The organism is Streptococcus oralis subsp. tigurinus (assembly GCF_002093545.1).
GTDB lineage: Bacteria > Bacillota > Bacilli > Lactobacillales > Streptococcaceae > Streptococcus > Streptococcus oralis_C.
Genome location: NZ_LNVF01000001.1, coordinates 493,610 through 519,264, shown reverse-complemented (window position 1 = coordinate 519,264; position 25,655 = coordinate 493,610). Strand labels below are relative to the sequence as shown.

The following is a 25,655-nucleotide window of genomic DNA, read 5'->3' as shown; positions in this document are numbered from 1 at the left end:
AGATTCTATTTCTTGTTGACGATAAGGAAAACCTAGTTTATCTCAGACTGGCTTTAACTTCTCGACGAAGTTCTTCCAAGCTGCTAATGCCATATTTGTCCATGACTTTTGGTAGATGTTCGATGATATCAGGACAAGCGTAAGGATTGGTAAAGTTGGCTGTTCCAACTCCGATAGCAGAGGCACCAGCCAGATACATTTCTAGCGCAGCTTTAGCCGAATCCACTCCCCCCATTCCAATGATAGGAAGGTCAGTTGTTTGGGCCACTTGTCGGATGAGTTTGAGGGCTACTGGAAAAACTGCTGGTCCAGACATCCCTCCCGTTCCATTGGCTAGGATTGGTTTTCTAGTTTTGAGGTTAAAGCGCATACCGACTAGAGTATTGATCATGGTTAAGCCACTTGCCCCTGCATCTTCTGCGGCTTTGGCGACGGTGACAATATCTGTTACACTAGGAGTAAGCTTGACATAGACTGGCACATCAGAGGATTCCACAGCTGCTTTTACCACTTCATAAGCCAAGGCAGGATCTTGCCCAATCAAAAGTCCATGATTGCCGTGATCCACATTCGGACAAGAGATATTGAGCTCGATAGCTTTTACATTTGTAGCCTTGGAAATTCCTCGAGAAACAGCAGCGTACTCTTTTTTTGAAAAGCCTGCAACATTTGCGATAATGGGAAGATTTGGATATTCTCTTTCCAACCAAGGCAACTTTTCAGCTAAAACAGCTTCTAAACCCGGATTTTGCAAACCGATTGCATTGAGCATACCAGCAGGTGTTTCTGCCACCCTTGGAGTTGGATTGCCAAAACGCGGTTCAAGTGTCGTCGCCTTGATCATAATGGAGCCTAGAAGGTCTAAATCATAGTACTTGGCATACTCTTGGCCGAAACCAAAACAGCCTGATGCTGGAATGATGGGATTTTTCAAATCCAATCCTGGTAGAGAAACTTGTAAACGATTTGTAGTCATGACTTTCTCCTTACAATACAACCGTTCCTGTACGGAAAACAGGGCCATCTTCACAGACACGTTGGCTGACCGTCTCACTATCTGGCACTCTTAGAACGCAGGCATAGCAAGCCCCCATACCACAAGCCATACGAGATTCTAAAGATAGATAGGCTCTTGGATGATCATAAAAGGTTTGATTGATGTACTTCATCATTCCCGGAGCCCCACATGAGTAAACAGCATCAAATTGACTGTCTAAATCATTGATGACAACAGAAACATTTCCCTTGATGCTATAAGAACCATCATCTGTCGTTACAAATACCTGACCATATTGGGCCAATTCGGTTTCGAGAATAACAGCATCCTTGTTGGCAAAACCGAGGACTGTCACTACTTTCACCCCACGCGCATGTAATTCCTTGGCTACTTCGAGCAAGGGCGGAACACCAATCCCACCACCAACGAGGAGAACTTGACTCTGATTGTCTAAATCAGACAAGTCAAAACCATTTCCCTGAGGCCCCATCACGTCAAGAGTATCTCCCTGACGTAAGGTTGAAAAAATAGCTGTACCAGCACCCTCAATCCGATAAATGAGATGACACTGCTTCTTATCCTTATTGATAGACGAAATTGAAATAGGACGGCGCAAGAGATGGGCATCATCAGGCACACGTAGATGGAGAAATTGGCCTGCTCGCATAGCTTCAACCATTTCTCCTTCTAGGACTAATTCAAAGATTGCTGGCGCGATTTCCTCCTGTGCAACTACCTTCATACTTTCCAAACGAATTGTACCCAAACGCTTCTTACATGTGGGATTCATGACTTTTCCTCCTTAAATTTTAAGGGGACCAGATAAAGAAAAGACCTTGCTAGTGCAAGGTCTCAGTCGAGATAGGACGGAACTCATGCGCACACTTAAAAAGTCTCCACAGAGAGTCCCCTATCCCTTTTATCTGACACCTTGTGAGTCTCTCTGGACTCCCCTTAAAGGTTAAATTTGTATTAGTATACTCTTTCAAAGAAAAAAAGTCAAGTAGAAAACGAACATTCTACTTGACTGTACTGGATTATTTTTCACGAATGACTTCGACCTTGTAGCCATCAGGGTCCTTGACAAAATAATAGTTTGGTGGGGTTCCTGGAAGTCCATTAGGGGCTGTCACCTCATATCCTTTAGCGCTATGTTCTTGATGTAGGGCCTCAAGGTCAGGTGTACTGAGGGCGATATGGGCAAAACCATCTCCTACCACATAAGGGCCGTGGTCATAGTTATAGGTCAACTCCAACTCGTAATCATCACCATCAAGTCCTAGATAGACAATCGTGAAGGCATGGTCTGGAAAATCCCTGCGACGCAATTCTTTAAAACCAAAAGCATCTTGATAAAATGCGATTGATTTTTCAAGGTTTTCTACTCGCAAGCAAGTGTGTAGCATTTTTGAAGCCATATATTCTCCTTTATTTTTAAAAAGACTGGGACAATCCTGTTCCAGTCTTATCAATTATTATTTACCAAGTTTTGCTTTAGCTGCATCTGCAAGAGCTGTGAAAGCTGCTGCATCGTTAACAGCCAAGTCAGCAAGCATTTTACGGTTTACTTCAATCTCAGCCAATTTCAAACCATGCATCAATTGTGAGTATGAAAGTCCGTTCATACGAGCTGCCGCGTTGATACGAGTGATCCACAATTTGCGGAAGTCACGTTTCTTTTGACGACGGTCACGGTATGCATAATAGTAAGAGTTCATTACTTGTTCTTTTGCAGTACGGAACAAGATGTGTTTAGCTCCATAGTAACCTTTTGCTAATTTAAGAATACGTTTACGACGTTTGCGTGATACAACGCCACCTTTAACACGTGCCATGTTTTATTTCCTCCAAATATTTCCTAGAATTGTTTACTTACTGTTAGGCTATTATTTCAAGCGAGTAAGCATTGCTTTGATACGTTTGAAATCTCCTGAATGCACCATAGATGCTTTACGAAGATGACGACGTTGTTTCTTAGTTTTTCCGTGGAAACGGTGAGAAGTGTAAGCACGGAAACGTTTAAGTCCACCAGAACCTGTACGTTTGAAACGTTTAGCTGATGCGCGGTGTGTTTTTTGTTTTGGCATGATTTTTTCTCCTTTATTTAACTTTCTGACACTTATTTTTTGTCAGTTGCTGGCGCCAACTGCATGAACATTTGGCGTCCATCCATCTTAGCTCGTTGTTCGATGATCGCAATATCTTGTGTTGCCTCAGCAAACTCGGCTAAAACTTTTGCACCAATCTCTTTATGGGTGATCATACGCCCTTTAAAGCGAATGGATACCTTAACTTTGTTCCCTTTTTCAAGGAACTTGCGAGCATTGCGAAGTTTCGTTTCGAAATCACCCTTATCGATAACTGGACTCAAACGAACTTCTTTCACGGTCACAACGCTTTGTTTTTTGCGTTGCTCTTTTTGTTTCTTCTGGTACTCAAATTTGAACTTACCGTAGTCCATAATTTTAGCAACAGGTGGTTTTGCTTGGGGTTGAATCAATACCAAGTCAACATTTGCACTATCAGCCAATGCTTGCGCTTCGCTGAGTGGCTTGATGCCTAGCTGTTCTCCCTCAAGACCGATCAAGCGAACTTCACGTACACGAATTTCATCATTGATGAATAAGTCTTGCTTTGCTATGGTTTTCACCTCTTTTTTATTATTAGAGAAAAACAAGAGCGGACTCGTAATGATACAAGCCCGCACGTTATGATAGCGTTTCTTAGAAACTTTTCATCCGTAGGGCCAGGCAACTTAATGTCACAAGGCGAGAAGCTCTCACTTCTGCTTTTCTCAACTTTTATATGATACCAAGTTTTCTATCCCTTGTCAAGATAAAAAGTCATTTTTTCAAAAAACTTTCTGTTTTCTTCTTGATGTCCGCATCAAAAAGAGAGAACCTAGTTGGTTCCCTCCCTCTGTTAGTTTTTTCCTCACCTTCCGTATAGGAATGCTAAGACCTATTAAAACCTTCCTTTTTACGTGAACTTCCCCATCTTTCGATAAATAGAATCCCCACTAACAAAAGGATAAGCAGGTAAGGAAGTAAGACCATCCCCATGCTCCAATTTAGATTGACATTATCAATTTGCTTAGGTAATCTTCCAGATAAAATCTCCACTGAACGCAAGTAAGTAAAGGGAATCAGATGTGCAATCTTTTGGAGAGGCTGGATCGTTTGGATACCAAACAATAAGCCAACAATCCCAATGAGGGAAAGAAAGAGGACAGGCATTTTTTGCTTGAAAAAGTATGCAATCAAGTACACGATTTCCACAATGACGATAAAGGCTAAGAAAGTTAAGAGCAAGCTAGGAAATAACACATCTTGTATCTTCCCAATAGTTACCTCTTGATTCGTTAAGCTATAGAACGGGTAGGGATAATCTAACTGTCCAAAACCACTTATCAGACTTCCCACTAGAAAAGAAAATCCACAGATTCCGATAAACAGCACGGTTACATAACTCACCCCAACTCCAAGAGAGGACATGGCAAATGCCACTTTTGAAAAAGGATATAACTGAGCTATATCGAGATTATTTTGATATCTTTCTGCGAACAGTTGTGTTAGCATAAAAATAATACCAATCACAAACAAGCTTGGGATGATAACCTCTAAAATCCAGACAATCTGATCAATCCCGTGGGTCGGATAGTCTAAATTGTGGGCTTTTATGTTCAAGGGATATAGTGCTTGGTAAATCTTTCGTTCGCGGTCAACCGCCATTTTTAAGTCAGAGCTAGAAGTCGGTTCCTTCGATACAATTTCATAACTCTTTTCTTCAGCTTGCCACTGCAAATAGTAGGCTTCTTTCCAGCGCCCTTCTTTTAATAAAGTCAGAATTTCTTTCTTTTGCGTCAAAAGATTTTTTTGTATGTCTAAATTTTCTTTAGCAAATTGGTATTCCTCTGAGCTGGTGTCAGACATTTGAGAGAGTTTCTCTTCATTTTCATTGATAGCTCTCTCGTTAGCTGCAATACGAGTTTCCAACCGATTCTCAAAGCTGACTGAGTTTGCAGTCCGACTATTGAAATAAAAGGTAACACCGAGTACAGATGCAAATAAAGCTAAGATAATCCAGTTTAAGCGACTTTTGAAAACTTTCTTTAATAAAAATAGGCTAATATCTTTCATAACGGAACCTCTTCTATCTGCCCCTGACGAATGGTTACGATGCTATCGCAAATCTCCATTAACTCCTCTTTGTAGTGGGAACTCAAAAGAACCAGCTGTTCTTTTCTATCGATTTGTGCCAGCCTATCAAAAAACTTCTGTCGATAATACTCATCTAAGCCATTTGTTATCTCATCCATGAGCCAGCATTTCGCCTGACTGAGGAAATACATAGCAATCACCAAGCGTTGCTTCATCCCTAAGGAATACTTACGAATAGGAAGGTTGATATAGTCAGACATTTCCCAATAGGCGATTTCGTCCCCCAAGTTTAGGTCTGACTTCCAGATATTTTTTATGAGACGAAGGTAGTCCATCCCACTTAAGTTTCCATCCAGCCATTCAATACTCTCATAATAAAATAAAGAAGGAGGGACTGCGATATTTCCACTACTAAGGGGAAGTAGCTTGCTCATGGCTCGGAACAGGGTCGTCTTTCCCGAGCCATTGATAGCAAGAAGGCCATAAATCCTGCCCTTTTCAAATGTGAAATCAACATCTTGTAAGATGACTTGTCGTGTTTTTAAGGTAACATGAGTAAGAGTTATCATATACAGCCCTCCTTTTTTTCACTCTTTAACGATTGATAGTTTCCTGTCTAGTAGTTAATGACCTCATAACGAGCGTAGTTCCAGCCTCCGCCAACTTTATACTCAGAATAGCTGTAATAACGAGACCATTCCGGAATGACCTTATATCTATATGCATGGTAATTCATTCTAGACTCATAGAAGGCATTCCAGTCATAGCGATAATTTTTAAGAACGGTCTTAGCAGATACACTAGACTGAAAAAGACCAATAGATAACAAACTAGCTAATAAAACAACTTTTGCTGATTTTTTCATGGTTATCATTGAATTTGTATCATTAGTATTGAAGACGCTTTCATTATATCGTTTTTCCCTGTATTATGCAACAGATTTTTAGTCCATTTCATTAATATATAACATTTTTCTTCCTATCGAACGCTTTCAATTCGCCAACTTTTCCAACCTTTAAAGCGAGTAGCTCCGTTCTGGTCAGTTCGGTAAACCTTACTCTTGATAGTTTCCAGTCGTGTCAAGGTTTCCTGATGGGGGAGTTTTGCACGATTGTTCTTACCCACTGAAATGAGAGTAATCTCTGGTTTGAGTTTTTCTAGAAAAGCTGGATTTGATGAGGTTTTAGCACCATGTTGACTGACTTTTAAGACATCCACCTCTAAGGTAGGGTATTGCTTTAGAAGATCCTTTTCTCCCTTCTCCTTCAAGTTTCCAGTAAAGAGAAAGTACTTATCCATGAGTTTTCCATAAAGAAGGAGAGAATCATCACGATTCCCATCTCCAATCTTCCCTGGAGATAGGACTTCTAAGTAACTGCCAAAAATCGGAAAATTCTCCCCTGCTGTCACACTGCGTACCTTGGTTTGAGTCGCTTCTAATTCTGCCACAAATTCTTTCTGTGTCAAACTTCCTTTTGATACTAAAATCTCCCCTACATGGAAAGCCTTGGTCACCTCCAGCAAATCTCCAACATGCTCCTTGTCTGTATTGGTCAAAATCAGCTGATCAATCTTATCTACTCCTCGACTTTTAAGATAGGGAATCAAGGTCCTCTGGGCATTGCTGGTTGTAGACTTTTGCTGCCAAGCTTGGATTTTTTTGTCGGATTCTGCCTTACCTCCTACATCTATCAAGATAGTTTTACCAGTCATATCCCGTAGAAAAATGCTTTCTCCCTGCCCAACATCCAGCATGGTGATTTCATTTTCCAGCGGGTGTTTGGTTATGAAAAAGAGTCCCACGATAAAGAGGCTGAACCCTGCTACTCTTTTGATGTTTTTCCTAAAATCATAGACCAAGGCCAATGAAGCTAAGAGGAGAATCAAAAGCCATGCGTTTGGTTGTCCAAAGACCAAGGGCCTACTTGCCATCTGCGAAACCAAGCGAATGATGCTCTCCAGCCATTCAAAGACAAGGTTAAGCTGAGTGACTGGGTAAACAAAAGACAGAATGAATAAGATAGACAAAAGCGGTAAGAAAACCAAGTCAAACAAGAAGGAAAAGACAAAGGTCAAAAGGATAGACCAAGGCTGAAATTCTGCAAAATAAAAGGACAAAATGGGCAATATTCCCAAGGAAATGACTAGACTTTCTCTGGCAACAGCCTTGAGCCCCTCCCCTTCTTTGCTTGTCATGGTCAAGATAAAAGCATAGGCACAGGACAAGACACCTCCTGCTGTTAGGAAAAAGTTGGGCATGATGATAAAGAGGACAAGAACAGTCAAGGCAAAATTGTCCAAGCTCTTAACACCATGTTGGGCCAGTAACTTTTGCAAGAGACTGCGAATGACCGATGCTGAAAATCCTGTCAGACCAGCATAGATAAGAGAAAAGGGATAAGTCAGCCACTTCAACTTTTCTTGGGTCAAGCCCAATCGTAAGAGGAGTTTCTTAAAACCATCCATAAAGAAGCCAACCTGCATACCCGACAAGGCAAAGAGATGGATAATACCAAGACTAGAATAAAGCTCATTCATCTCTTCAAAGTCGGTATCCAGATGTCCGAAAAGAAGACCTGTCATATAGTTGCGCATAGGATCTGGAAAGTGCATCTTGATCCAAACTACAGCCTTTCGACGTAAACTGGACAGATTTTCACCTATATCCCAACTGTTAACCTGTTTTATTGACTGGATGCTCTTGATAGTCAATGTCTGGTAAATCCCTTGAGTCTTCAGGTAGGCTTGGTAGTCAAAGCCACCAAAATTTCTCTGGCCTTCTGGCTCGGAAAGTTTTCCTTCTAGTTCAATCTCATGAAGGTCTGTCAAGGCTTGAAATTGCTCTTTCTCCTCCTCGGACTGGAGTTTATAGTAAACTTGGAAAGTACGACCGTCAGTCTTGCCTCGAAAAGACAGACTATCTCCATTGACCTTAATGGTATCTGGTAAAATTCTCACTTTTTCTACATAATCGACCAAGTTTTGACTAGCTTGACTCTGTTGCCAAATTTGAAACAGAAACCAAGTCCCAAATACGCTACAAATCACTAAGGCTTTAATAGCAGATTTCCAAGGAAATTGAAGAAAGAGACAGATGAGTAGAAAAACAAAGCCTAGTAAAGCAAGATAAGATGCTGAGAAAATGGCGTAGTAAAGCCAAAGTAACAGAAAACTCAGATAGATTAGGGGGATAGGGAAACTCTTAATCCACTGTAACATAGTCTTTTAACTTTTCTATAGTCTTAGCGCCAATGCCAGAGACTTTCTTGAGTTCATCTACCGACTTGAACTTGCCATTTGCCTCACGATGGTCAATAATATCCTGAGCTCGTTTGCCACCCAGTCCTTTGACCTGCTTAAGTTCTTCCAGACTGGCCTTATTGAGGTTGACCTTCTTATCCTTGCTTGTCGAAGGAGTCGTACCAGAGGCAGTCTGCTGACTAGCTGCTGCTTCCCCCTTACTCGGAACGTAGACCAGAGCCTCGTCACTGACTTTCTGAGCGAGATTGAGCGATTTGCTATCTGCCTCCTCTGTCAAGCCACCTGCCCTCTGAACAGCATCGTGAACTCGACTCCCTACTGGTAAGTCATAAATCCCCGGTGATTTGACAGCACCTTTGACATCCACTGTAATCAGCTCTTGTTCAAGAGACTCTTCCTTTTCTTCCTTTTTCACTTCTTTTTCAGACGATGAATCCTTTGAAACAGCGACAACTTCAGCCTGCAAATTTGTTTCTTTCACAGATGTTTGTGAACTTGGTTTTAGCAGGAAAAATCCGCCTAAGGCAAGACCCAAACCTGCACAGATGACAATGATTTTATACTCTTTGATTTTCTCGATAATGACTTCCATATTTTCTCCTCTCTTAAGTTATTCGTAAGAGGAAGAAAAAACAGTCGAAAATTTCTTTTCAACTGCTTATTTATTTGCAAAATAGTCTTCCTTGGTCAAGACATAGTGAACTCTTGTGACAATTCGTCCTGTTTCGTGCTGGTCCATACAAGCGTATGGTTCTGCATGGGAAAAACGCATGCCTGATTTCTGCATGACCTTTCCTGACGCGGGATTATCCTTATCATGTAAAGCAACTAACTTGTTCATTCCAATCTTCTCAAAAGCTAGCTCAATCACGGCTCGATTGACTTCTGTTGTCAATCCTTGATTCCAATACTTTTTATTGATAATGTAGCCAATAGCTGCCTTCTTAAGAACAGTATCAATCTTGTGCAAATCAATGGTACCGATAAACTGACCATTGCTTTTTAGTTCGATCCCCCATCGTCCCAAGGGATTGGCCAAGTAAAACTGAGCAATGTTATTCTTAGTTTCTTCTAAGCTTTGATTGGTTGGAAAAGTGTAGCGCGTATTTTCTCTGTCCGAGGCATACTCAAACATAGCTTCTGCATCATCCAAGGTTACAGGTCGGAGCAACAAACGCTCTGTTTCTATAGACGGATACTGGGCAAATTTCACAAATATTGATTCCATACTTTTCCCTCCATTAAAGCTTGATTCCCACTAGTCTAGCATAAATAAATTTTGATAACAAGTTTTTCTTGATTTTTGAAGCGGTTTCATATAAAATATAACCATCACATTTTTGATTTATGAAATGGAATGTGACATGACAACTATAATAATCCCGTCAATTGAAAGGTAGGTTATCTCTATGTTAATCGGAATTCCAAAAGAAATTAAAAATAACGAAAATCGTGTTGCCTTGACCCCCGCTGGTGTTCATAGTTTAGTTGGTCGTGGTCATCGTGTCCTCATCGAAACAAACGCTGGACTCGGTTCAGGCTTTACTGATGCTGACTACCAAAAGCAAGGTGCAGAAATTGTCGCTACTGCTGGTGAAGCTTGGGCAGCAGAGTTAGTCGTGAAAGTAAAAGAACCACTAGCTTCTGAATATGGTTACTTGCGTGATGATCTTCTCCTCTTCACTTACTTGCACATGGCCGCTGCTCCAGAATTAGCAGATGCTATGTTAGCAGCCAAAACAACAGGAATTGCCTATGAAACGGTCCGTGACAATCAAGGACAACTACCACTCCTCGTTCCTATGAGTGAAGTTGCAGGTCGTATGGCCGTTCAAATCGGAGCTCACTTCCTTACTAAGCAAGCTGGTGGCTCTGGTGTCCTACTAGGTGGTGTACCAGGTGTTTCAAAAGGAAAAGTAACCATCATCGGTGGTGGTGTCGTCGGTACACATGCTGCCCGCATTGCCCTTGGACTCGGTGCTCAAGTGACTATTTTAGATATCAGTGCCAAACGACTCTCAGTTCTAGAAGAAGTCTTTGGAAACCAAATCCAAACTCTTATGTCCAATTCATTCAACATCGAAGCAAGTGTGAGAGATGCTGATGTGGTGATTGGTGCAGTTCTCATCCCTGGTGCCAAGGCTCCGAAATTAGTGACAGATGAGATGGTCAAACAAATGCGTCCAGGCTCTGTCATCGTTGACGTTGCCGTTGACCAAGGTGGCGTTATCGAGACAGCTGACCGTGTGACAACGCACGATGAACCTGTCTATGAGAAACACGGTGTTCTCCACTATGCCGTTGCCAATATCCCTGGTGCGGTTGCCCGTACTTCTACTATCGCCCTAACAAATGTCACTCTTCCTTATATCGAAGCTCTGGCTGGCAAAGGATTCGCACAAGCAATTGCTGAAGATGAGGGCTTGCGTCAAGGTGTGACCACTTATCAAGGTTACTTGACCAGCCTCCCAGTTGCTCAAGGCCTCGATAAAGATCATACGTCTATCGACGAACTTGTTTAAATCTAGACACTCATTAAAAAGAAGAAGAGCAGTTCAAATGGAACTGCTCTTCTTTTGTTATTCTGTCTCTTCCTTCTTTTCTTCATTTTTAAGTGGAGCTGGTTCATAAGCTCGGATAATCTGAGAGACAACTGGATGACGAACCACATCCTTAGCTGAAAAATGAACAAAGTCGATTTGGTGAATATTCTTAAGCTTTTCTTGGGCATCAATCAAACCGGACTTGACATTACGCGGCAGGTCAATCTGACTGATATCTCCATTGACAATCATCTTAGAATTAAATCCTAAACGAGTCAGGAACATCTTCATCTGCATGATGGTCGTATTTTGTGCCTCATCGAGAATAACAAAAGCATCGTCCAAGGTCCGTCCACGCATGTAGGCAAGGGGCGCAATCTCGATAATTTCACGCTCCATAAGACGAGTCGTCTGGTCTTTTCCTAAAATCTGATACAAGGCATCGTAAACAGGTCGAAGGTAAGGGTCCACCTTTTCCTTGAGATCACCCGGAAGAAATCCAAGACTCTCACCAGCTTCCACTGCTGGACGAGTTAGGATAATTCGCTTGACCTGCCCACGTTTAAGGGCAGTTACTGCCAAAGTCACTGCAAGAAAGGTCTTCCCTGTCCCTGCTGGTCCGATTCCAAAGGTCACATCATGCTGTTTGACACTGTCCACATAAAGCTTTTGACCCAAGGTTTTGACACGAATAGGCTTCCCTGTATTGTCTTTGATAATTTCTTCTTCGTAGAGGGCGACAAACTTATCGATTTCGTCGTTTTTGACCATGCTAATAGCTGTCACCACATCTGGCGTACCAACTGTCATCCCACGATTCACCAAAACCATCAAGGCTTGGATAACCTGACGGGTTTCCTCACAGGCAGTCTCTTCTCCCAAAACCTGCACAATCTCCGTACGGGCATGAATCACCACATCGAGCTCTTCTTCCATCAAACGAAGATGGCGCTCATTGGAACCAAAAAGATGGAACAAGTCATCTGGGTGACTTAGTTGAATGTCTATTGAATGTTCCTTCAAATAAAGAACCTCTCTAATCCGTTTATTTCTTTATATTATAGCAAAGAGAACAATAAAATACTAGCCTCATCTCATTGTCTCTAGTGTTCTAAGTATTCTTGCCAGATGGCGTCAAAATCTCCTAGGTTAAAAGAGAAACTGGCATGCTCCTCCAAGAAGCGACTCACCTCATCAAAATCATCCGTGTGTTTTGGGAAGGCTGACTCTTCAAAAGCGAGGTCTGCCAGAATGGCTTTGGGACTGTTACTTTTAGGATTGCGCTCGGTCATGAGCCAAGTGTAAAATGATTTTCTCAATTCTTTCTCCTATCAAGAGTTTTTTGATGACACTTTTCTGGTTATTGAAAATTACTGAACTTAGCCTCTGAAACGTAGTGGTTTATAAAATCTGTTTTAGCATCAGTATAGGCGTCTCGATTGTGTTCAAATTTTTTCCACAAACTTAGTTTTAATTCCTGATACGCTTGGGCGATATCTGGATGCTGGCAGAGGTAATCTCTAAAATAAATCTCATCATGATCTCCCGTCAGTCGCAAATGTAGATGAAAAACTTTCTCAGCAAATCCCTGCTCTGTATATCCTTTATTTAACGAAATCCTGGTAGGACTCTCCGACATCACTAGCCAACCATTCTTCAACAATAAATCCCTAACTCTTGCTAAATCCTCTATTCTACCTACTTCTAGCAGAATATCAACGATATTTTTGGCCCAAATATTAGGAATAGCAGTGCTACCGATATGTTCTATTCTTTTAATAACATTTGCACCCAATATTTTTTTCAGATTTGCTTTTTCCGATTCATACCAATCTTTCCACTCTGACTTGTGCTCTACCAGAAAAATAGGAAAAAGTTGCCAAAGTTCCTCTAAACTCATTTCTTCAAGTTTCTTTATCATGTCTATAAGGCCTAAATCAACTCTGTACCAAACTGGTCTTGCTTGATTTTGCCAGCCTTCATCAAGCCACCGAGTGCTTTCTTGAACTGACCTTTAGAAATGCCAAAGGTTGCCTTGATGTCCTCTGGAGAAGACTTATCATTCAAGGTCATGAAACCGCCATTGCTTTCCAAGTAAGTCAAAATCATCTGTGCATCATTTTCCAACATCTCAAAAGAACGTGGTTTGAGAGAAAGGTTCAGAGTGCGGTCAACCTCGCGGAAACCAATGACACGCGCATCTAAAACTTGACCCAAACGTGGCTCTGCATAGCGCTCGCTAGGATGGATAAAGCCAAGCATGTTATTTTCTGGCAGGTAAACAAAAGTTCCTGACAGCTTGAGGCGATAAACAATTGCTGGCCAGTTTTGGTTCTGCATGTTGTTATATGCAGGACGAGCTAGACGTTGGAAGTCTTCTTGATAAGCCAAGAGCCCCCAGATTCGGTCTTTTTTATCCACTTCAAGACGGATGTAAAGTTTATCACCTTTCTTAGGCCAGAGTTCCTTGAGCTCAGGAAGGATATCGAGTGACACAACGATTTCCTTATCAGGTAGACCGGTATCAACAAAAACACCCAAGTCCTTACGAACTTCTGTTACAGTTCCCCAACCAAATTGGTCCTGAGTGGCAGTCACTTCCAAGGTTGTCAGGCGGAGTTTTTGCTTCATGTCCGTGTAGGCAAAACCTTTGACCGTATCCCCTACTGTATATTGACCTTCTTCCTTGGCAAGAGCATAGGTCTGACCATCCTTTTGCACAAAGTAAAAACGGTCATTTTCATCGATGATGAATCCAACGATAAAACTTGCAAGATTTGTATTCATATTTCCTTCTTTCGAATAAAACTCAGCCAGCAATGCCAACTGAGTTTTTCTGTTTATTTTTAGACTTCCAAAAGTTCTTTTTCTTTATTGGCAGTCATGTCGTCGATGTGTTTGACAGCATCGTCTGTTACTTTTTGAATGTCTTTTTCAAGAGTCTTCAATTCGTCTTCAGTGATTTCTTTCGCTTTTTCTTGTTTCTTGGCTTCGTCCATAGCATCACGACGGATGTTACGAATAGCCACTTTAGCATTTTCACCGACCTTCTTCACTTCTTTAGCAAGGTCACGACGAGTTTCTTCTGTAAGGGCAGGGATAACCAAGCGGATCACAGAACCGTCATTAGCTGGTGTAATACCAAGATCAGAAGCGTTCAAGGCACGTTCGATGTCTTTCAATGAAGACTTGTCAAATGGCGTTACCAACAAGACACGCGCTTCTGGAATGGTGATAGAAGCGATTTGGTTAAGAGGAGTTTCAACTCCATAGTATTCTACGTGGATACGATCCAGCAAGCTTGCGTTAGCACGACCAGCACGAATACTTCCAAATTCACGAGCAAGTGAGTGATGAGATTGGGTCATTCTCTCTTTAGCTTTTTCTACAATTGCGTTAGCCATAATCTTTCCTATTCCTTTTCTTCGATATTGTTTGAAACTGTTGTTCCGATATTTTCACCAAATACGACACGTTTGATGTTTCCTGGTTGGTTCATATTGAAGACGACCAGGTCAATGTCGTTGTCCATAGAGAGGGTTGAAGCTGTTGAGTCCATGATACGAAGACCTTTATTGATAACGTCACGGTGGGTCAATTCTTCAAACTTAACGGCTGTCTTGTCTTTCTTAGGATCGGCATTGTAAACACCATCTACGCCATTTTTAGCCATAAGGATGGCATCTGCTTCGATTTCAGCTGCACGAAGAGCCGCTGTTGTATCTGTTGAGAAGTAAGGTGAACCAATTCCAGCGCCAAAGATAACGATACGGCCTTTTTCAAGATGACGAAGAGCACGTCCACGTACATAAGGTTCTGCAACTTGTTGCATAGCAATGGCAGTTTGCACACGCGTATCGACTCCAACTTGTTGCAACGAATCTGCCATCACAAGAGCATTCATAACAGTCCCAAGCATTCCTGTGTAATCTGCCTGAACGCGGTCCATACCTGCCTCAGCAGCAGGTTCACCACGCCAGAGATTTCCTCCACCAATAACAAGGGCAATTTCGATACCTAAGCTATGAACTTCTTGAATCTCTTTTGCGATTGTTTGAACTGTTTGGATATCAATCCCTACGCCACGTTCACCGGCAAGGGCTTCACCTGATAACTTGATTAAAATACGTTTATACTTGGGGTTCGCCATTTTTACTCTCCTTTTTTTATCCTACCTATTTTATCACAATTTCTAAGATTTTTATAGTATCATGAACAATTCTTTCAAAAAAATTAGATAGTTAAAAATTCCTCTAAGTCAGCAAGAGCACGCTCGGCAATTTTTTCATAACGAGCCTTCTTATCACGGATTCGCTCGCCTTCCAACTCCTTGATAATCCCGAAGTTGACATTCATTGGTTGGAAATGTTTGCTGTCCGCATGAGTGATGTAATGAGCCAGACTTCCAATCGCTGTCGTCTCTGGGAAAATAGCCTCGCTTTCTCCTTTGAAGAGACGAGCTGCGTTAATACCTGCAACTAAGCCTGACGCTGCTGACTCAACATAGCCTTCCACACCCGTCATTTGACCAGCAAAGAAGAGATTTTGCTGTTTCTTAGAACGGTAAGTCTGTTCAAGAAGATTTGGTGAATCCATGTAAGAATTGCGGTGCATGACTCCATAACGGACAAACTCCGCATTTTCAAGACCAGGAATCATTTGGAAAACACGCTTTTGCTCTCCCCATTTGAGATGGGTCTGGAAACCGACGATATTGTAGAGGCTACCAGCCGCATTGTCCTGACGAAGTTGAACAACCGCATAGGGGGTTTTGAACTCCCCATCACGAGGTCCTGTGTAGTCGTCTGGATACTCCAGACCGACTGGTTTCATAGGACCATAAAGCATGGTTTTAATGCCACGTTTTGCCATGACTTCGATAGGCATACAACCTTCAAAGTACTTTTCTTTTTCAAAAGAATTGAGCGGAGCTTCCTCCGCATTGACCAAGGCTTCATGGAAATCCATAAATTCTTGCTTGGTCATAGGGGCATTGAGGTAGGCAGCTTCTCCCTTATCATAACGAGACTTGAGATAAACTTTGCTCATATCGATGGTGTTAACGTCGATAATCGGCGCCGCCGCATCGTAGAAATAGAAGCCATCACCGTCATTAAGGGCATGAATCTTTTCAGCTAGGGCATCGCTGGTTAAAGGACCAGTAGCGACAACTGTAATAACGTCAGTTGGCAATTCTGTAATTTCATCACGAACCACCTCAATTAAGGGATGATTAGCCACTTTTTCAGTCACCATTTGAGAGAAACCATCACGGTCCACAGCAAGGGCTCCGCCTGCAGGAACACGTGTAGCTTCTGCTGATTCCAAGATAACAGAACCCAAGCGACGCATTTCTTCCTTGAGGAGCCCAACAGCATTTGTCAGGGCATCCCCACGAAGAGAATTGGAACAAACTAACTCTGCAAAATTGTCTGTTTTGTGCTGAGGTGTTGACTTGACACCACGCATTTCATAAAGTTTAACTGGAATACCACGTTCTGCGATTTGGTAGGCAGCTTCAGACCCCGCTAAACCTGCTCCGATAACATTGATATAAGATTGAGACACGACACTAATACCTCTTTGGGAGTGTGAAGACAAGATTCACATTGAAAAGCCAACTGAACTTACGAGATTTCGAATTTCTTGGCTCAGGCTGAAAAAGTTCCCCGAACTTTTTCACTCCCACAAATCTTTCTAATTTTTCTTTTACTAGTATAACAAAAAAAGGGAAGAAGGCAAACTTCCCTGTTTAGTCATTTTCTTGATTTTCTTCCCAGTCGTGGTAGGCAGCGTAGAGCTGGCTTTTATTCCACTGGTAGAGTTTCGCAACTTCCTTAATAGCTTGATTTTTCTTCATGCCTTGCTGGATACGGGATTGGATTTCTAAAAACAAATCCTCCTCATCCTTCTCCTCCTCATCCTGACTGGCACCTTCAACGATGAGAAGGCACTCGCCCTTAAGTGGCGTTTCAGCGATGTTTTCTAATAACTCAGAGATGGTACCTCGTTGGTATTCTTCATAGATTTTGGTCAATTCTCTGACCAAGACCACCGAGCGGTCGCCATAAACTGCTAGCATATTTTCCAGCGTATCAGCCACACGATGGGGCGATTCGTAGAAAATTTGAGTTTCTGGATAGTCTTTTTTGGCTTGAAAAAATTGCTTTTGCTGGCCTGATTTTCTCGGTAAGAAACCGTAAAAGATATGTGGCTGTGGCGCCAATCCGCTAGCAATCAAGGCAGAAATCCCTGCAGAGGCACCCGGAACTGTGACAACTGCAATCTCTTCTTCGATGGCTGCCTTGACTAAATCGTGACCAGGGTCCGAGATGCTAGGCAGACCCGCATCAGAAACCTGAGCAATACTTTGCCCCGCCTTCAATAAACCGATCAAATCAGGAATTTTTTCCTTGGCATTGTGCTCATGAAAACTGATCTGTTTGGTCGGAATGTCAAAATGCTTGAGCAAAAGACCCGTATTGCGCGTGTCCTCAGCCGCAATCCAGTCCACTTCTTTTAGAGTCTGGATGGCACGAAAGGTCATGTCATCTAGATTGCCAATTGGCGTTGCCACTAGGTAAAGCTTGCCATAGGGAGACTGCCCCTTAAAACTTTTTTGAATCTGCATGCCTACTCCCTGTACAACAACTCGTCACAGAACATACATTCCTCGTCCTGTTCTCGGCGTTGTCCATAAAAATCATTACAAACGTGAAACCCGTCTTTATAGATTCGACGGACGCTTTCACGAACATGCTTGGCCTTAACAGGTGTATCTGCTTCTACCTCGCCTAAGCGTTCGCGCAACTTACTATTTTCCAAGCGAAGAGCTGTATTTTCCTCTACCAGGCTCTTGAGATTTTTCTTGATGGCTTCCACATCAGCCAAGGTCACCAATAACTGTTGGGAAAAATCGTCCAGCGCATCAAATAATTCTTTCTTGTCCATAAACCAGCCCTTTCCTTTCTTTATCCTTCATTGAGTTTATATTTCTTTCAAGACCAGATATTCCATAGCATTTTGAAAGCTGACATTAGCCTGCCACATTTTTCTAGCTTCTAGCAAATCTTGTAGAATCTGTCGAATCCTTGCTTGCAAGAGATCCTGTCCACAGAGCACTTCGAGGATTCGCAAGACCTGATCTTGTTTTTCCTTGTCATCAGCCAAGCTGGCTAATTTAGCAACTTGGAGATAACTTTCTTTTTTCTTGGCTACTAACCAAGTCAGCAGACGCTCACTTTCATCCACCAAGGTCCAAAAACTTGCTTGATTGACCAACTTTTCAGCTTCAGCTCGTGATTGACAGAACTGGGCTAAGAGAGTCGCTTTTTTCTTGACCAGACCTGCTTGTTCTAATTGATGGATGAGCTTTTCTTCTTGCTTTTTAAAGTTGAAAATCTGGGTCCGACTACGGATAGTTGGCAAGATTTTTTCCTCATCGCTGGTCAAGAAGAAAATGTAAACTTCACTCTGAGGTTCTTCGATGACCTTGAGCAGAGAGTTAGCTGCGTTAGGATGCATTTTCTCCGCCTGCTCGATGATAAAGACCTGTTGCTGGCTTTCAATCCCTGCTTGGGAAAACTGAGCCACCAATTCCCGAATGCGTTCTGACTTGATGACCTGATTGACTGGCTTAATCAAGGTAACATCGGGAAATTCTTCCTGCTCAATCAGCTTGCAGTTTCGGCATTTCTCACACGGCAAAACGCCTACCTTATCACTACAAAAGAGGCTCTTAGCCAAAAACTGCGCCATTTCCAAGCTTCCAAAGAAACCCGAAAAGAGATAGGCATGATTGAGCTGATCTTGTTCTAAGATACGGATAAAACGGTCAAACTGGTCTGGTTGCCAAGCCTTTAGTTGATCTTGTTTCATTTTGCCAATCCCATTCTCTCAAACAAGACAGCCTTGGTAGTTTCCACAACTTGCTCCAAAGGAAGACTGGCATCAATCTTGGCAATACGATTTCCTTCTTTGTCCAGAAGAGAAAGGTAGCCTTGGCGGACTTTTTGATGCAAGTCCAAACCTTCCAAGTCCAAACGATTGACCTCGCGATCACTATTGGCAGCAATGCGAGCCAGTCCTTCTTCCACCTCGATATCAAAATAGAGTGTCAAATCGGGTTTGAGGCCATCTGTCGCAAACTGGTTGAGCCAATCAATGGCATCAATATCCAAGCCACGGCCAAATCCCTGATAAGCAACGGAACTATCGATGAAGCGGTCCATAATGACCAACTTACCAGCTTCAAGAGCAGGCAGAACTTTTTCCACCAAGTGCTGTCTGCGACTTGCGATATAGAGAAGGAGCTCTGTTTTAGGATCCATCTGAGTATGACTTGGGTCCAAAATCACTTGACGAATCTTCTCCCCAATCAAGACTCCACCTGGCTCACGGGTCGTCAGTACCTCTACTCCTTTTTCCTCTAAAATGGGGAGTAGAGCCTCTAAAACGCTAGTCTTGCCTGCTCCCTCTGGTCCCTCAAGAGAGACTAAAAATCCTTTTGACATGTCTAACTCATTTCTTTTTTTCTACCTTCTATTCTATCAAAAAAATAGGTTTTTGTGACAATCTTTTTGCGTCTTCTGATTTCAAAAGAGCATAAAAGAGGCTGGGAGTCATCCAACCTCTTATTTACCTAGTTCTTGTGTTCGTTTATAAGCTTGATGAACTGCGTCCATGACTGTACCTCTAAAGGCATGTTCTTCCAGACTTGCTACACCCGCGATAGTCGAACCGCCTGGACTACAAACTTGGTCTTTCAAGACTCCAGGATGTTGCTGACTTTCGAGGACCATTTGTCCAGCGCCGACTACTGTTTGGGCTGCCATTTTCAAAGCAATTTCTCTTGGCAATCCTGTCTGTACACCCGCATCTGCCAAAGCCTCGATAAAGAGATAGACAAAAGCTGGTCCACAACCTGCGAGACCTGTCGCTGCATCGATTAAACTATCTCCCAGCTCAACCAAGAGACCGACCTTAGCCAATAATTGACAAAAGAGTTCACTGTCCTCGGCACGACAGTTTGCTGACATGGCATAACTAATCACTCCTTGGCCGATAGCTACTGGAGTATTGGGCATGATGCGAATAATCCGGTGTTGACTTGGCAGAAGACTCGCTAGTTTTTCCAAGGTCAATCCAGCCGCCATGGAAATCAAAAGAAGACTCTCTCTCTTTTCAAGGATAGACTGGTATTGAGTAAGGATTTCAGAAAACTGAGCAGGCTTAACTCCTAGAAAAATCACATCTGCTTCTGCAAAAATTTCTTCATTGCTGGAAGCCTGACCACCGAAGTTGGCAATGAAAGCATCTACTTTTACTTGACTACGATTGGCAAGGAAAATCTGAGCACCCGTCTTGGACTGCAAGACAGCCTTGGCCAAGCTAGCTCCCATATTCCCCAAACCGATAAATCCAATCTTCATCTCTTACTCCCTTATCTGTCCGTCACCAGTAACCACATACTTGTAGCTGGTCAATTCCTTCAAGCCCATTGGACCACGCGCGTGCAGTTTCTGAGTCGAAATCCCCATTTCACATCCAAGACCAAATTGACCTCCATCAGTGAAACGCGTTGAAGCATTGACATAAACCGCTGCAGAGTCTACTTGATCTGTAAAGTAAGTCGCAGCTTCAGCATTTTCTGTCACAATGGCGTCCGAATGATGGGTACTGTGGGCTTCAATATGCTCAACCGCTTCTTCTAAACTGCTTACAACCTTAACAGCGAGGACATAGTCTAAAAACTCAGTGTCAAAGTCTTGGGCCTCAGCTGCTTGACCTGAAAGAAACTGACTTGCTTTTTCATCCAAGCGGAATTGAATCGGTTCCAGCCCATCTTCTTTCCGACTTGTAACCAGAACTTGCTCCAAGCGAGGAAGGAAATCCGCTGCCTTGTCTTCATGAACCAATAAAACCTCCATAGCATTGCAGACAGAAGGACGACTGGTTTTAGCATTGTTTATGATAGATAAAGCCTTGTTTTCATCGGCATCCTTGTCCACATAAACATGGACAATACCAGTTCCTGTCTCAATAACAGGTACGATAGCATTTTCAACCACCGCATTGATCAAGCCAGCTCCTCCACGAGGAATGAGAAGGTCTAGATAGCCCTTGGCCTTCATCATAGCATAGCTACTTTCTCGACTGGTATCTTCCACCAGTTGAATCACCTCTGGATGGATGGTAGTCGTCTCCAAACCTTTCTTCAAGGCTGTGACAATAGCATGAGCTGTTTGGTAGGCGTCCTTACCACTACGAAGAACAACCGCATTGCCACTCTTGAGAGCCAAAGTAGCCGCATCAGAAGTTACATTCGGACGGCTTTCATAGATAATACCGATAACACCCATTGCCACACGTTTCTTGGTAATAAGCAAGCCATTATCAAGATGACTTGTCTCTAGGACTTCACCAATGGGATCTGGTAAAGCAACCACTTCACGAATCCCTCTTGCCATCGCTTCTATACGTTCCGCATCCAAATAAAGACGGTCTAACATGACATCTGAGATCTTCCCCTTGGCTGCTGCCATATCAAGAGCATTGGCCGCTAAAATTTCCTCACTAGCTGCCAATAAATGATCAGCCATGGCTAGCAAGGCTTGGTTTTTCACTGTTTCACTAGCAGTGTTAATTGATTTTTTAACAGCCTGTACCTGTTCAAATTGTTCTTGTGTACTTACCATCGTTCACCTCTAAAATTCTGTAAAGAGCAGCTGGATTTCAGGAGTGATGGAAATCCAGTCATCACGGTGAATCAAGACTCCCTTAGCTTTTTGAGAACGGAGCATATCTTCTAGGGCTGAAACGCCAAATTGGACACGTCCCTTTCCAAGAGATTGACCCGTTTCTTTATCTGCTACTGTGACAATATCATGGTAAGAGAAGTTCCCTTCCACTTCTACCACACCTGATAAAAGGAGGCTTTTCCCGTTTTTTGAAAGTGCTTCTGCGGCTCCACCATCTACCCAAATCGTTCCCTGACTTTGAGCATAGAAGGCTAGCCATTGTTTCTGGGTACGAAGACCCTTCTCTTGCGCAACAAAGAAGGAACCGTACTTGGTCTCGTTCGCTGCCTCAATCAAGGCATCTGATTTCATGGACGAGCAGATATAGACTGGCACACCCGACTCCGTCGCGATCGTAGCCGCCTTGATCTTAGTCAACATCCCACCGGTCCCATTAGATGAACCTGCTCCACCAGCCATATCAATAATCTCACGATTGATGGTCTCGATTTTCTCAAGTCGTTTGGCTCTTGGATCTGAGTTGGGATTGCCAGTATAGAGACCATCTACATCTGTCAAGAGAACCAAAAGGTCTGCCTGCACCATAGCCGCTACCTGAGCACTCAGAGTATCATTGTCCCCAACCTTGAGCTCATCAATAACGACACTGTCATTCTCGTTGATGATAGGAATGGCACCACGATGAAGCAATACAGACAAAGCCTGGTGGGCGTTCTTATAACGACGTTTATCTACAAAATCATCCTGTGTCAGCAAGATTTGCGCGGAGACGATTTGGCGCATGAGGAGGTTAGTCGTGTATTCTTCTAGGAGTAAACCTTGTCCTACTGCAGCCGAAGCCTGCTTATCTGCAATCTTGGTCGGACGTTTTTTAAAGCCCAAAGCTCCAAAGCCAGCTGCTACTGCCCCAGAAGAAACCAAAATCAACTCATGCCCAGCTTCATGCAACATAGCTAATTGTTGGGTAATTGCCTTTACTTTACTCCTTGATAAACTTCCGTCTTCATTTGTCAAGGACGAAGTCCCCACCTTAAAGACGATTCGTTTGTACTTCATATTCTCACTCCGATTCTTCATATTTATCCATTATAACATGAATGCTTTAAAATAGAAAAGACTTGAAATAAAAAAGGTTGAGACAGGCATCTCAACTCTTTTATCTATTCTCAGTTTGACGTAATCTTTCCAGCGTTTCTTTAAAAATCTCTGGAATATCTGCCGTGAACTCCATAGTTTCACCTGTTCTCGGATGGGTAAATCCTAGAGTTTTAGCATGGAGAAATTGTCCATATCCTTTCAAGGTCTTGCGAGGACCGTAAACCTCATCCCCAGCGACTGGATGCCCAATATAAGCCATATGAACACGGATTTGGTGGGTACGCCCTGTTTCCAGTTGCAACTCTAGCAAACTATAATCTCCAAAGCGTTCCAAGACTTGAAAACGAGTCACTGCTGGCTTCCCTTTAGCAGTCACTGCCTGTTTCTTACGGTCTTTTTCACTACGACCAATCGGAGCTTCAATGACACCACGATCATTGGGAAGATTGCCATGAACAATCGCCCAATATTTGCGGAGAGACTTTTTATCCTTGAGTTCTTGGGCAAGTGCTAAGTGAGCCTCATCATTCTTAGCAATCATAAGGAGACCTGACGTGTCCTTGTCAATGCGATGAACGATACCCGGTCGGAGAACACCATTGATACCTGACAAGTCCTTGATATGGTACATGAGGGCATTGACCAAGGTTCCGCTAGTATGACCGGCGCTGGGATGAACCACCATGCCTTGAGGTTTGTTAACAACGGCTACATCCTCATCTTGGTAGATAATCTCGAGTGGCAGATTCTCAGCCACATACTCTAAAATCTCTGGTTCTGGCACATGGTAGGTGACGATATCCCCCTCTTGGACAGTGTATTTGGCTTTCTTGGCTTGCCCATTCACCAAGACTTGTCCAGCCTTGATTTGTTCATTCGCGAGACTGCGTGACAATTCTGTCAGATCCGACAGAGCCTTGTCTAGACGTTGCCCACCAGTTTCAATTTTTATTTCCATTTACTTCCTCTTTAAGCATTGCAATCAATAAAACAATGACACCAACTGTCAAATAGCTGTCAGCAACATTGAAAATCGCAAAGTTGATAAAGTCTAGGTGAAACATATCCACCACAAAACCTTGACTCATTCTGTCGATAAAGTTGCCCAGACCTCCCGCTATTATCAGGGTCAGTCCAAAAACCAACCAGAGAGAATCCTCCATGTGTTTATGTAAATACCAAATGGCACCTACCATGACGACCAGTGTAATGACAGCAAATAACCACTGCTGATCTTGCAGCATGGAGAAGGCTGCTCCTCTATTTTGCAGATAGGTCAAGCTAACGAGATTGGGTACCCACGAACGCACTTCACCCAGTGGAATCTGTTGGACAACATAATTTTTGACCAACTGATCCAACCCAATCAAAAGCAGTATAATGACTGCCACTATTCCTCTTTTTTTCATGATTTCCTCTTCTGATCAAAATATTCTTGCATAACCTCAACGAAAAGAGTACCAGCTTGGCTAAGCTCCACTTCTTCCCGTTTGACATAGACCATGCGGTTATCTAGATTATCCTTGAGACGAATGACTGTAATCCCATTGACACTGTCACTATCTAAAAATCCTGAACCTGTCGCATAAGCATCCGTCCGCTCCAAAATACCATTCAAAGTAGCACGGTCCGTCACATTGAACATCTGCGAGCTCGCGCTAGTGTCGACAAAGTTCTCTGAATAATAAAGGTACTCATCCTTTTCCTGAGTGAAACGAACTGTTGGTAAATCCGCTAAATCCTCCATGACCAATTCCTCTTTCTGTGCTAAAGGATGACCCTCTCGGAGATAAATGTGGGTATGGAAGGGAATCAATTCAATGACCTCTAGGCCTAGCTTTTCAACCCGTTGCATGATGCCCTTTTTATTTTGGTTGTTGAGGTAGATAATCCCAATCTCACTATGTCCTTGGGCCACTTCGTCTAAAATTTGAACTGTGGTAGACTCAAAAATACGAAAGTTCTTATAATCAGGATAACGTTCTGAAAAGGCCGTAATGGTTGGTGGCAAGAAGTCATAGTGCTGGCTGGCAATAGAAAATTCATCCTTTTCTTCCTCAGGATTAGCATACTGATTTTGAAAAACATCAAAGCCTTTGACCAATTCTTGCGCTTTCTCATAAAATTCCATTCCACGACGAGTCAAAAATGTTCCTGAACTCGTCCGACGGAAAATTTTAAAACCCAGCTCTTTTTCCAAATCGCGCACAGAAATAGATAGACTCGGCTGACTAACATACATCTTTTCAGCGGCTTCACGGAAAGTACCACTATTAGCAATGGCCACAACATAGCGTAATTGTTGAATGTTCATCTTTTACCCCCAACTTCTCTATCTGTTCATTATACCATATTTCAGAAATTTTCCACTTAGGAAAAATAATGTCACTCATAAAATTCATCTATACTAGTAACAAAAAATTATGAGTACCAAACCAAAAAATAGGCTCTCCGAAAACTCGGAAAGCCTTATTTTATGCTACTTCTAGCTTACTCGCCTTTTCATTTCAAGGCTCGGGATAAAAAGGTTCACTGAACCTTTTTATTTTGCGATTGGGTAAACAGAAACTTGTTTTTTATCGCGACCTTTACGTTCAAAGCGTACTACGCCTTCAACTTTAGCGAACAAAGTATCGTCTCCACCACGTCCAACGTTTACACCTGGGTAGATGTGTGTACCACGTTGACGGTAAAGGATTGATCCACCTGTTACAGTTTGTCCGTCAGCTGCTTTAGCTCCAAGACGTTTCGCTTGTGAATCACGTCCGTTTGATGTAGAACCTCCACCTTTTTTGTGGGCGAAAAGTTGCAAGTTGTTAAGAGTCATTTTTAACAT

General features: G+C 42.7%; 31 protein-coding genes, 1 pseudogene and 1 other annotated feature. Of the genes and pseudogenes, 2 read left to right on the top strand and 30 right to left on the bottom strand.

The window, feature by feature from the left end; genetic code table 11:
* Nucleotides 1–37 precede the first annotated feature (37 nt).
* The 12 genes from ATE34_RS02605 to ATE34_RS02550 form a co-directional block, all read right to left on the bottom strand.
* A complete protein-coding gene (locus tag ATE34_RS02605) occupies nucleotides 38–1,024 on the bottom strand; it encodes a dihydroorotate dehydrogenase (RefSeq protein ID WP_180382658.1) in 987 nt (328 codons plus the stop codon).
* Nucleotides 987–1,787 carry a dihydroorotate dehydrogenase electron transfer subunit gene (locus ATE34_RS02600; RefSeq protein WP_084910977.1) on the bottom strand — a complete coding sequence of 267 codons (801 nt, stop codon included), beginning with the start codon at nucleotides 1,785–1,787 and terminating at the stop codon, nucleotides 987–989. Before ATE34_RS02600 ends, ATE34_RS02605 begins: the two co-directional genes overlap by 38 nt.
* 247 nt (nucleotides 1,788–2,034) lie before the next feature.
* Nucleotides 2,035–2,415: a lactoylglutathione lyase gene (gene gloA / locus ATE34_RS02595; protein ID WP_000157146.1), complete on the bottom strand. Its 381-nt coding sequence runs from the start codon at nucleotides 2,413–2,415 to the stop codon at nucleotides 2,035–2,037.
* A gap of 57 nt (nucleotides 2,416–2,472) precedes the next feature.
* Nucleotides 2,473–2,832, bottom strand: coding sequence for a 50S ribosomal protein L20 (gene rplT, locus ATE34_RS02590; protein ID WP_000124834.1), 360 nt, complete (start codon nucleotides 2,830–2,832; stop codon nucleotides 2,473–2,475).
* Nucleotides 2,833–2,883: 51 nt separating this feature from the next.
* Nucleotides 2,884–3,084, bottom strand: a complete 201-nt coding sequence (gene rpmI / locus ATE34_RS02585; RefSeq protein WP_001125942.1) for a 50S ribosomal protein L35 — start codon at nucleotides 3,082–3,084, stop codon at nucleotides 2,884–2,886.
* A 32-nt stretch (nucleotides 3,085–3,116) separates the two neighbouring features.
* Nucleotides 3,117–3,647, bottom strand: a complete 531-nt coding sequence (gene infC, locus ATE34_RS02580; RefSeq protein ID WP_007521573.1) for a translation initiation factor IF-3 — start codon at nucleotides 3,645–3,647, stop codon at nucleotides 3,117–3,119.
* A gap of 15 nt (nucleotides 3,648–3,662) precedes the next feature.
* Nucleotides 3,663–3,794: a sequence feature (ribosomal protein L20 leader region), on the bottom strand.
* Nucleotides 3,795–3,951: 157 nt separating this feature from the next.
* Entirely contained in the window at nucleotides 3,952–5,136 is a 1,185-nt protein-coding gene (locus ATE34_RS02575; protein WP_084910975.1) for an ABC transporter permease, read from the bottom strand.
* The gene (locus ATE34_RS02570; RefSeq protein WP_049536308.1) at nucleotides 5,133–5,726 is read right to left on the bottom strand and encodes an ATP-binding cassette domain-containing protein; all 594 of its coding nucleotides are present in this window, start codon (nucleotides 5,724–5,726) and stop codon (nucleotides 5,133–5,135) included. The genes ATE34_RS02575 and ATE34_RS02570 overlap by 4 nt, the downstream gene beginning before the upstream one ends.
* Before the next feature lie 47 nt (nucleotides 5,727–5,773).
* Nucleotides 5,774–6,022 carry a hypothetical protein gene (locus ATE34_RS02565; protein WP_049536309.1) on the bottom strand — a complete coding sequence of 83 codons (249 nt, stop codon included), beginning with the start codon at nucleotides 6,020–6,022 and terminating at the stop codon, nucleotides 5,774–5,776.
* 113 nt (nucleotides 6,023–6,135) lie between these two features.
* A complete protein-coding gene (locus ATE34_RS02560) occupies nucleotides 6,136–8,376 on the bottom strand; it encodes a DNA internalization-related competence protein ComEC/Rec2 (protein WP_084910973.1) in 2,241 nt (746 codons plus the stop codon).
* Nucleotides 8,360–9,010 (bottom strand): helix-hairpin-helix domain-containing protein, encoded by a 651-nt coding sequence (locus ATE34_RS02555; protein WP_084910971.1) that lies wholly within the window; start codon nucleotides 9,008–9,010, stop codon nucleotides 8,360–8,362. The genes ATE34_RS02560 and ATE34_RS02555 overlap by 17 nt, the downstream gene beginning before the upstream one ends.
* A gap of 66 nt (nucleotides 9,011–9,076) precedes the next feature.
* On the bottom strand, nucleotides 9,077–9,646 hold the full coding sequence (locus tag ATE34_RS02550) for a GNAT family N-acetyltransferase (RefSeq protein WP_084910969.1): 570 nt from the start codon (nucleotides 9,644–9,646) through the stop codon (nucleotides 9,077–9,079).
* A 181-nt stretch (nucleotides 9,647–9,827) separates the two neighbouring features.
* Between ATE34_RS02550 and ald the strand changes: the two genes are divergently transcribed.
* The gene (gene ald, locus ATE34_RS02545; RefSeq protein WP_061598587.1) at nucleotides 9,828–10,940 is read left to right on the top strand and encodes an alanine dehydrogenase; all 1,113 of its coding nucleotides are present in this window, start codon (nucleotides 9,828–9,830) and stop codon (nucleotides 10,938–10,940) included.
* Nucleotides 10,941–10,997: 57 nt separating this feature from the next.
* Here the strand turns inward: ald and ATE34_RS02540 are convergent, their stop codons facing one another.
* The 17 genes from ATE34_RS02540 to ATE34_RS02460 all read right to left on the bottom strand — a co-directional run bounded on the left by ATE34_RS02540 (nucleotide 10,998) and on the right by ATE34_RS02460 (nucleotide 25,133).
* A complete protein-coding gene (locus ATE34_RS02540) occupies nucleotides 10,998–11,984 on the bottom strand; it encodes a PhoH family protein (protein WP_084910967.1) in 987 nt (328 codons plus the stop codon).
* A gap of 80 nt (nucleotides 11,985–12,064) precedes the next feature.
* Nucleotides 12,065–12,280, bottom strand: a complete 216-nt coding sequence (locus ATE34_RS02535) for a YozE family protein (protein WP_001232084.1) — start codon at nucleotides 12,278–12,280, stop codon at nucleotides 12,065–12,067.
* 41 nt (nucleotides 12,281–12,321) lie between these two features.
* A complete protein-coding gene (locus tag ATE34_RS02530; RefSeq protein WP_084910965.1) occupies nucleotides 12,322–12,882 on the bottom strand; it encodes a GrpB family protein in 561 nt (186 codons plus the stop codon).
* Between the two features lie 11 nt (nucleotides 12,883–12,893).
* Entirely contained in the window at nucleotides 12,894–13,748 is an 855-nt protein-coding gene (gene cvfB / locus ATE34_RS02525) for an RNA-binding virulence regulatory protein CvfB (protein WP_084910963.1), read from the bottom strand.
* A gap of 59 nt (nucleotides 13,749–13,807) precedes the next feature.
* A complete protein-coding gene (gene frr, locus ATE34_RS02520; RefSeq protein WP_084910961.1) occupies nucleotides 13,808–14,365 on the bottom strand; it encodes a ribosome recycling factor in 558 nt (185 codons plus the stop codon).
* An 8-nt stretch (nucleotides 14,366–14,373) separates the two neighbouring features.
* Nucleotides 14,374–15,111: a UMP kinase gene (gene pyrH / locus ATE34_RS02515; protein ID WP_000002996.1), complete on the bottom strand. Its 738-nt coding sequence runs from the start codon at nucleotides 15,109–15,111 to the stop codon at nucleotides 14,374–14,376.
* An 83-nt stretch (nucleotides 15,112–15,194) separates the two neighbouring features.
* Nucleotides 15,195–16,529, bottom strand: coding sequence for a methylenetetrahydrofolate--tRNA-(uracil(54)-C(5))-methyltransferase (FADH(2)-oxidizing) TrmFO (gene trmFO / locus ATE34_RS02510; protein WP_084910959.1), 1,335 nt, complete (start codon nucleotides 16,527–16,529; stop codon nucleotides 15,195–15,197).
* 184 nt (nucleotides 16,530–16,713) lie between these two features.
* Entirely contained in the window at nucleotides 16,714–17,592 is an 879-nt protein-coding gene (gene rsmI, locus ATE34_RS02505) for a 16S rRNA (cytidine(1402)-2'-O)-methyltransferase (RefSeq protein WP_061598597.1), read from the bottom strand.
* 2 nt (nucleotides 17,593–17,594) lie between these two features.
* On the bottom strand, nucleotides 17,595–17,912 hold the full coding sequence (yabA, locus tag ATE34_RS02500; RefSeq protein WP_000358229.1) for a DNA replication initiation control protein YabA: 318 nt from the start codon (nucleotides 17,910–17,912) through the stop codon (nucleotides 17,595–17,597).
* A 36-nt stretch (nucleotides 17,913–17,948) separates the two neighbouring features.
* Nucleotides 17,949–18,839 carry a DNA polymerase III subunit delta' gene (locus tag ATE34_RS02495; protein WP_084910957.1) on the bottom strand — a complete coding sequence of 297 codons (891 nt, stop codon included), beginning with the start codon at nucleotides 18,837–18,839 and terminating at the stop codon, nucleotides 17,949–17,951.
* On the bottom strand, nucleotides 18,836–19,474 hold the full coding sequence (gene tmk / locus ATE34_RS02490) for a dTMP kinase (protein ID WP_084910955.1): 639 nt from the start codon (nucleotides 19,472–19,474) through the stop codon (nucleotides 18,836–18,838). Before tmk ends, ATE34_RS02495 begins: the two co-directional genes overlap by 4 nt.
* A gap of 120 nt (nucleotides 19,475–19,594) precedes the next feature.
* Nucleotides 19,595–20,392 (bottom strand): pyrroline-5-carboxylate reductase, encoded by a 798-nt coding sequence (gene proC, locus ATE34_RS02485; RefSeq protein WP_084910953.1) that lies wholly within the window; start codon nucleotides 20,390–20,392, stop codon nucleotides 19,595–19,597.
* Nucleotides 20,393–20,395: 3 nt separating this feature from the next.
* Nucleotides 20,396–21,658: a glutamate-5-semialdehyde dehydrogenase gene (locus ATE34_RS02480; protein ID WP_084910951.1), complete on the bottom strand. Its 1,263-nt coding sequence runs from the start codon at nucleotides 21,656–21,658 to the stop codon at nucleotides 20,396–20,398.
* A 9-nt stretch (nucleotides 21,659–21,667) separates the two neighbouring features.
* Nucleotides 21,668–22,777 carry a glutamate 5-kinase gene (gene proB / locus ATE34_RS02475; protein WP_061598606.1) on the bottom strand — a complete coding sequence of 370 codons (1,110 nt, stop codon included), beginning with the start codon at nucleotides 22,775–22,777 and terminating at the stop codon, nucleotides 21,668–21,670.
* A 100-nt stretch (nucleotides 22,778–22,877) separates the two neighbouring features.
* Entirely contained in the window at nucleotides 22,878–23,777 is a 900-nt protein-coding gene (locus tag ATE34_RS02470; RefSeq protein WP_084910949.1) for an RluA family pseudouridine synthase, read from the bottom strand.
* Complete coding sequence (gene lspA, locus ATE34_RS02465) at nucleotides 23,761–24,228, bottom strand: signal peptidase II (protein WP_084910947.1); 468 nt, start codon at nucleotides 24,226–24,228, stop codon at nucleotides 23,761–23,763. Before lspA ends, ATE34_RS02470 begins: the two co-directional genes overlap by 17 nt.
* Nucleotides 24,225–25,133 carry a LysR family transcriptional regulator gene (locus ATE34_RS02460; RefSeq protein WP_001025715.1) on the bottom strand — a complete coding sequence of 303 codons (909 nt, stop codon included), beginning with the start codon at nucleotides 25,131–25,133 and terminating at the stop codon, nucleotides 24,225–24,227. The genes lspA and ATE34_RS02460 overlap by 4 nt, the downstream gene beginning before the upstream one ends.
* Here ATE34_RS02460 and ATE34_RS11205 point away from each other — a divergent pair.
* A pseudogene (locus tag ATE34_RS11205) lies at nucleotides 25,126–25,197 on the top strand (AraC family transcriptional regulator); the annotation flags it as partial. The gene ATE34_RS02460 and the pseudogene ATE34_RS11205 sit on opposite strands and share 8 nt — an antisense overlap.
* A gap of 164 nt (nucleotides 25,198–25,361) precedes the next feature.
* On the opposite strand, the gene rpmA reads toward ATE34_RS11205, so the two are convergent.
* Nucleotides 25,362–25,655 (bottom strand): 50S ribosomal protein L27, encoded by a 294-nt coding sequence (rpmA, locus tag ATE34_RS02455; protein ID WP_000916509.1) that lies wholly within the window; start codon nucleotides 25,653–25,655, stop codon nucleotides 25,362–25,364.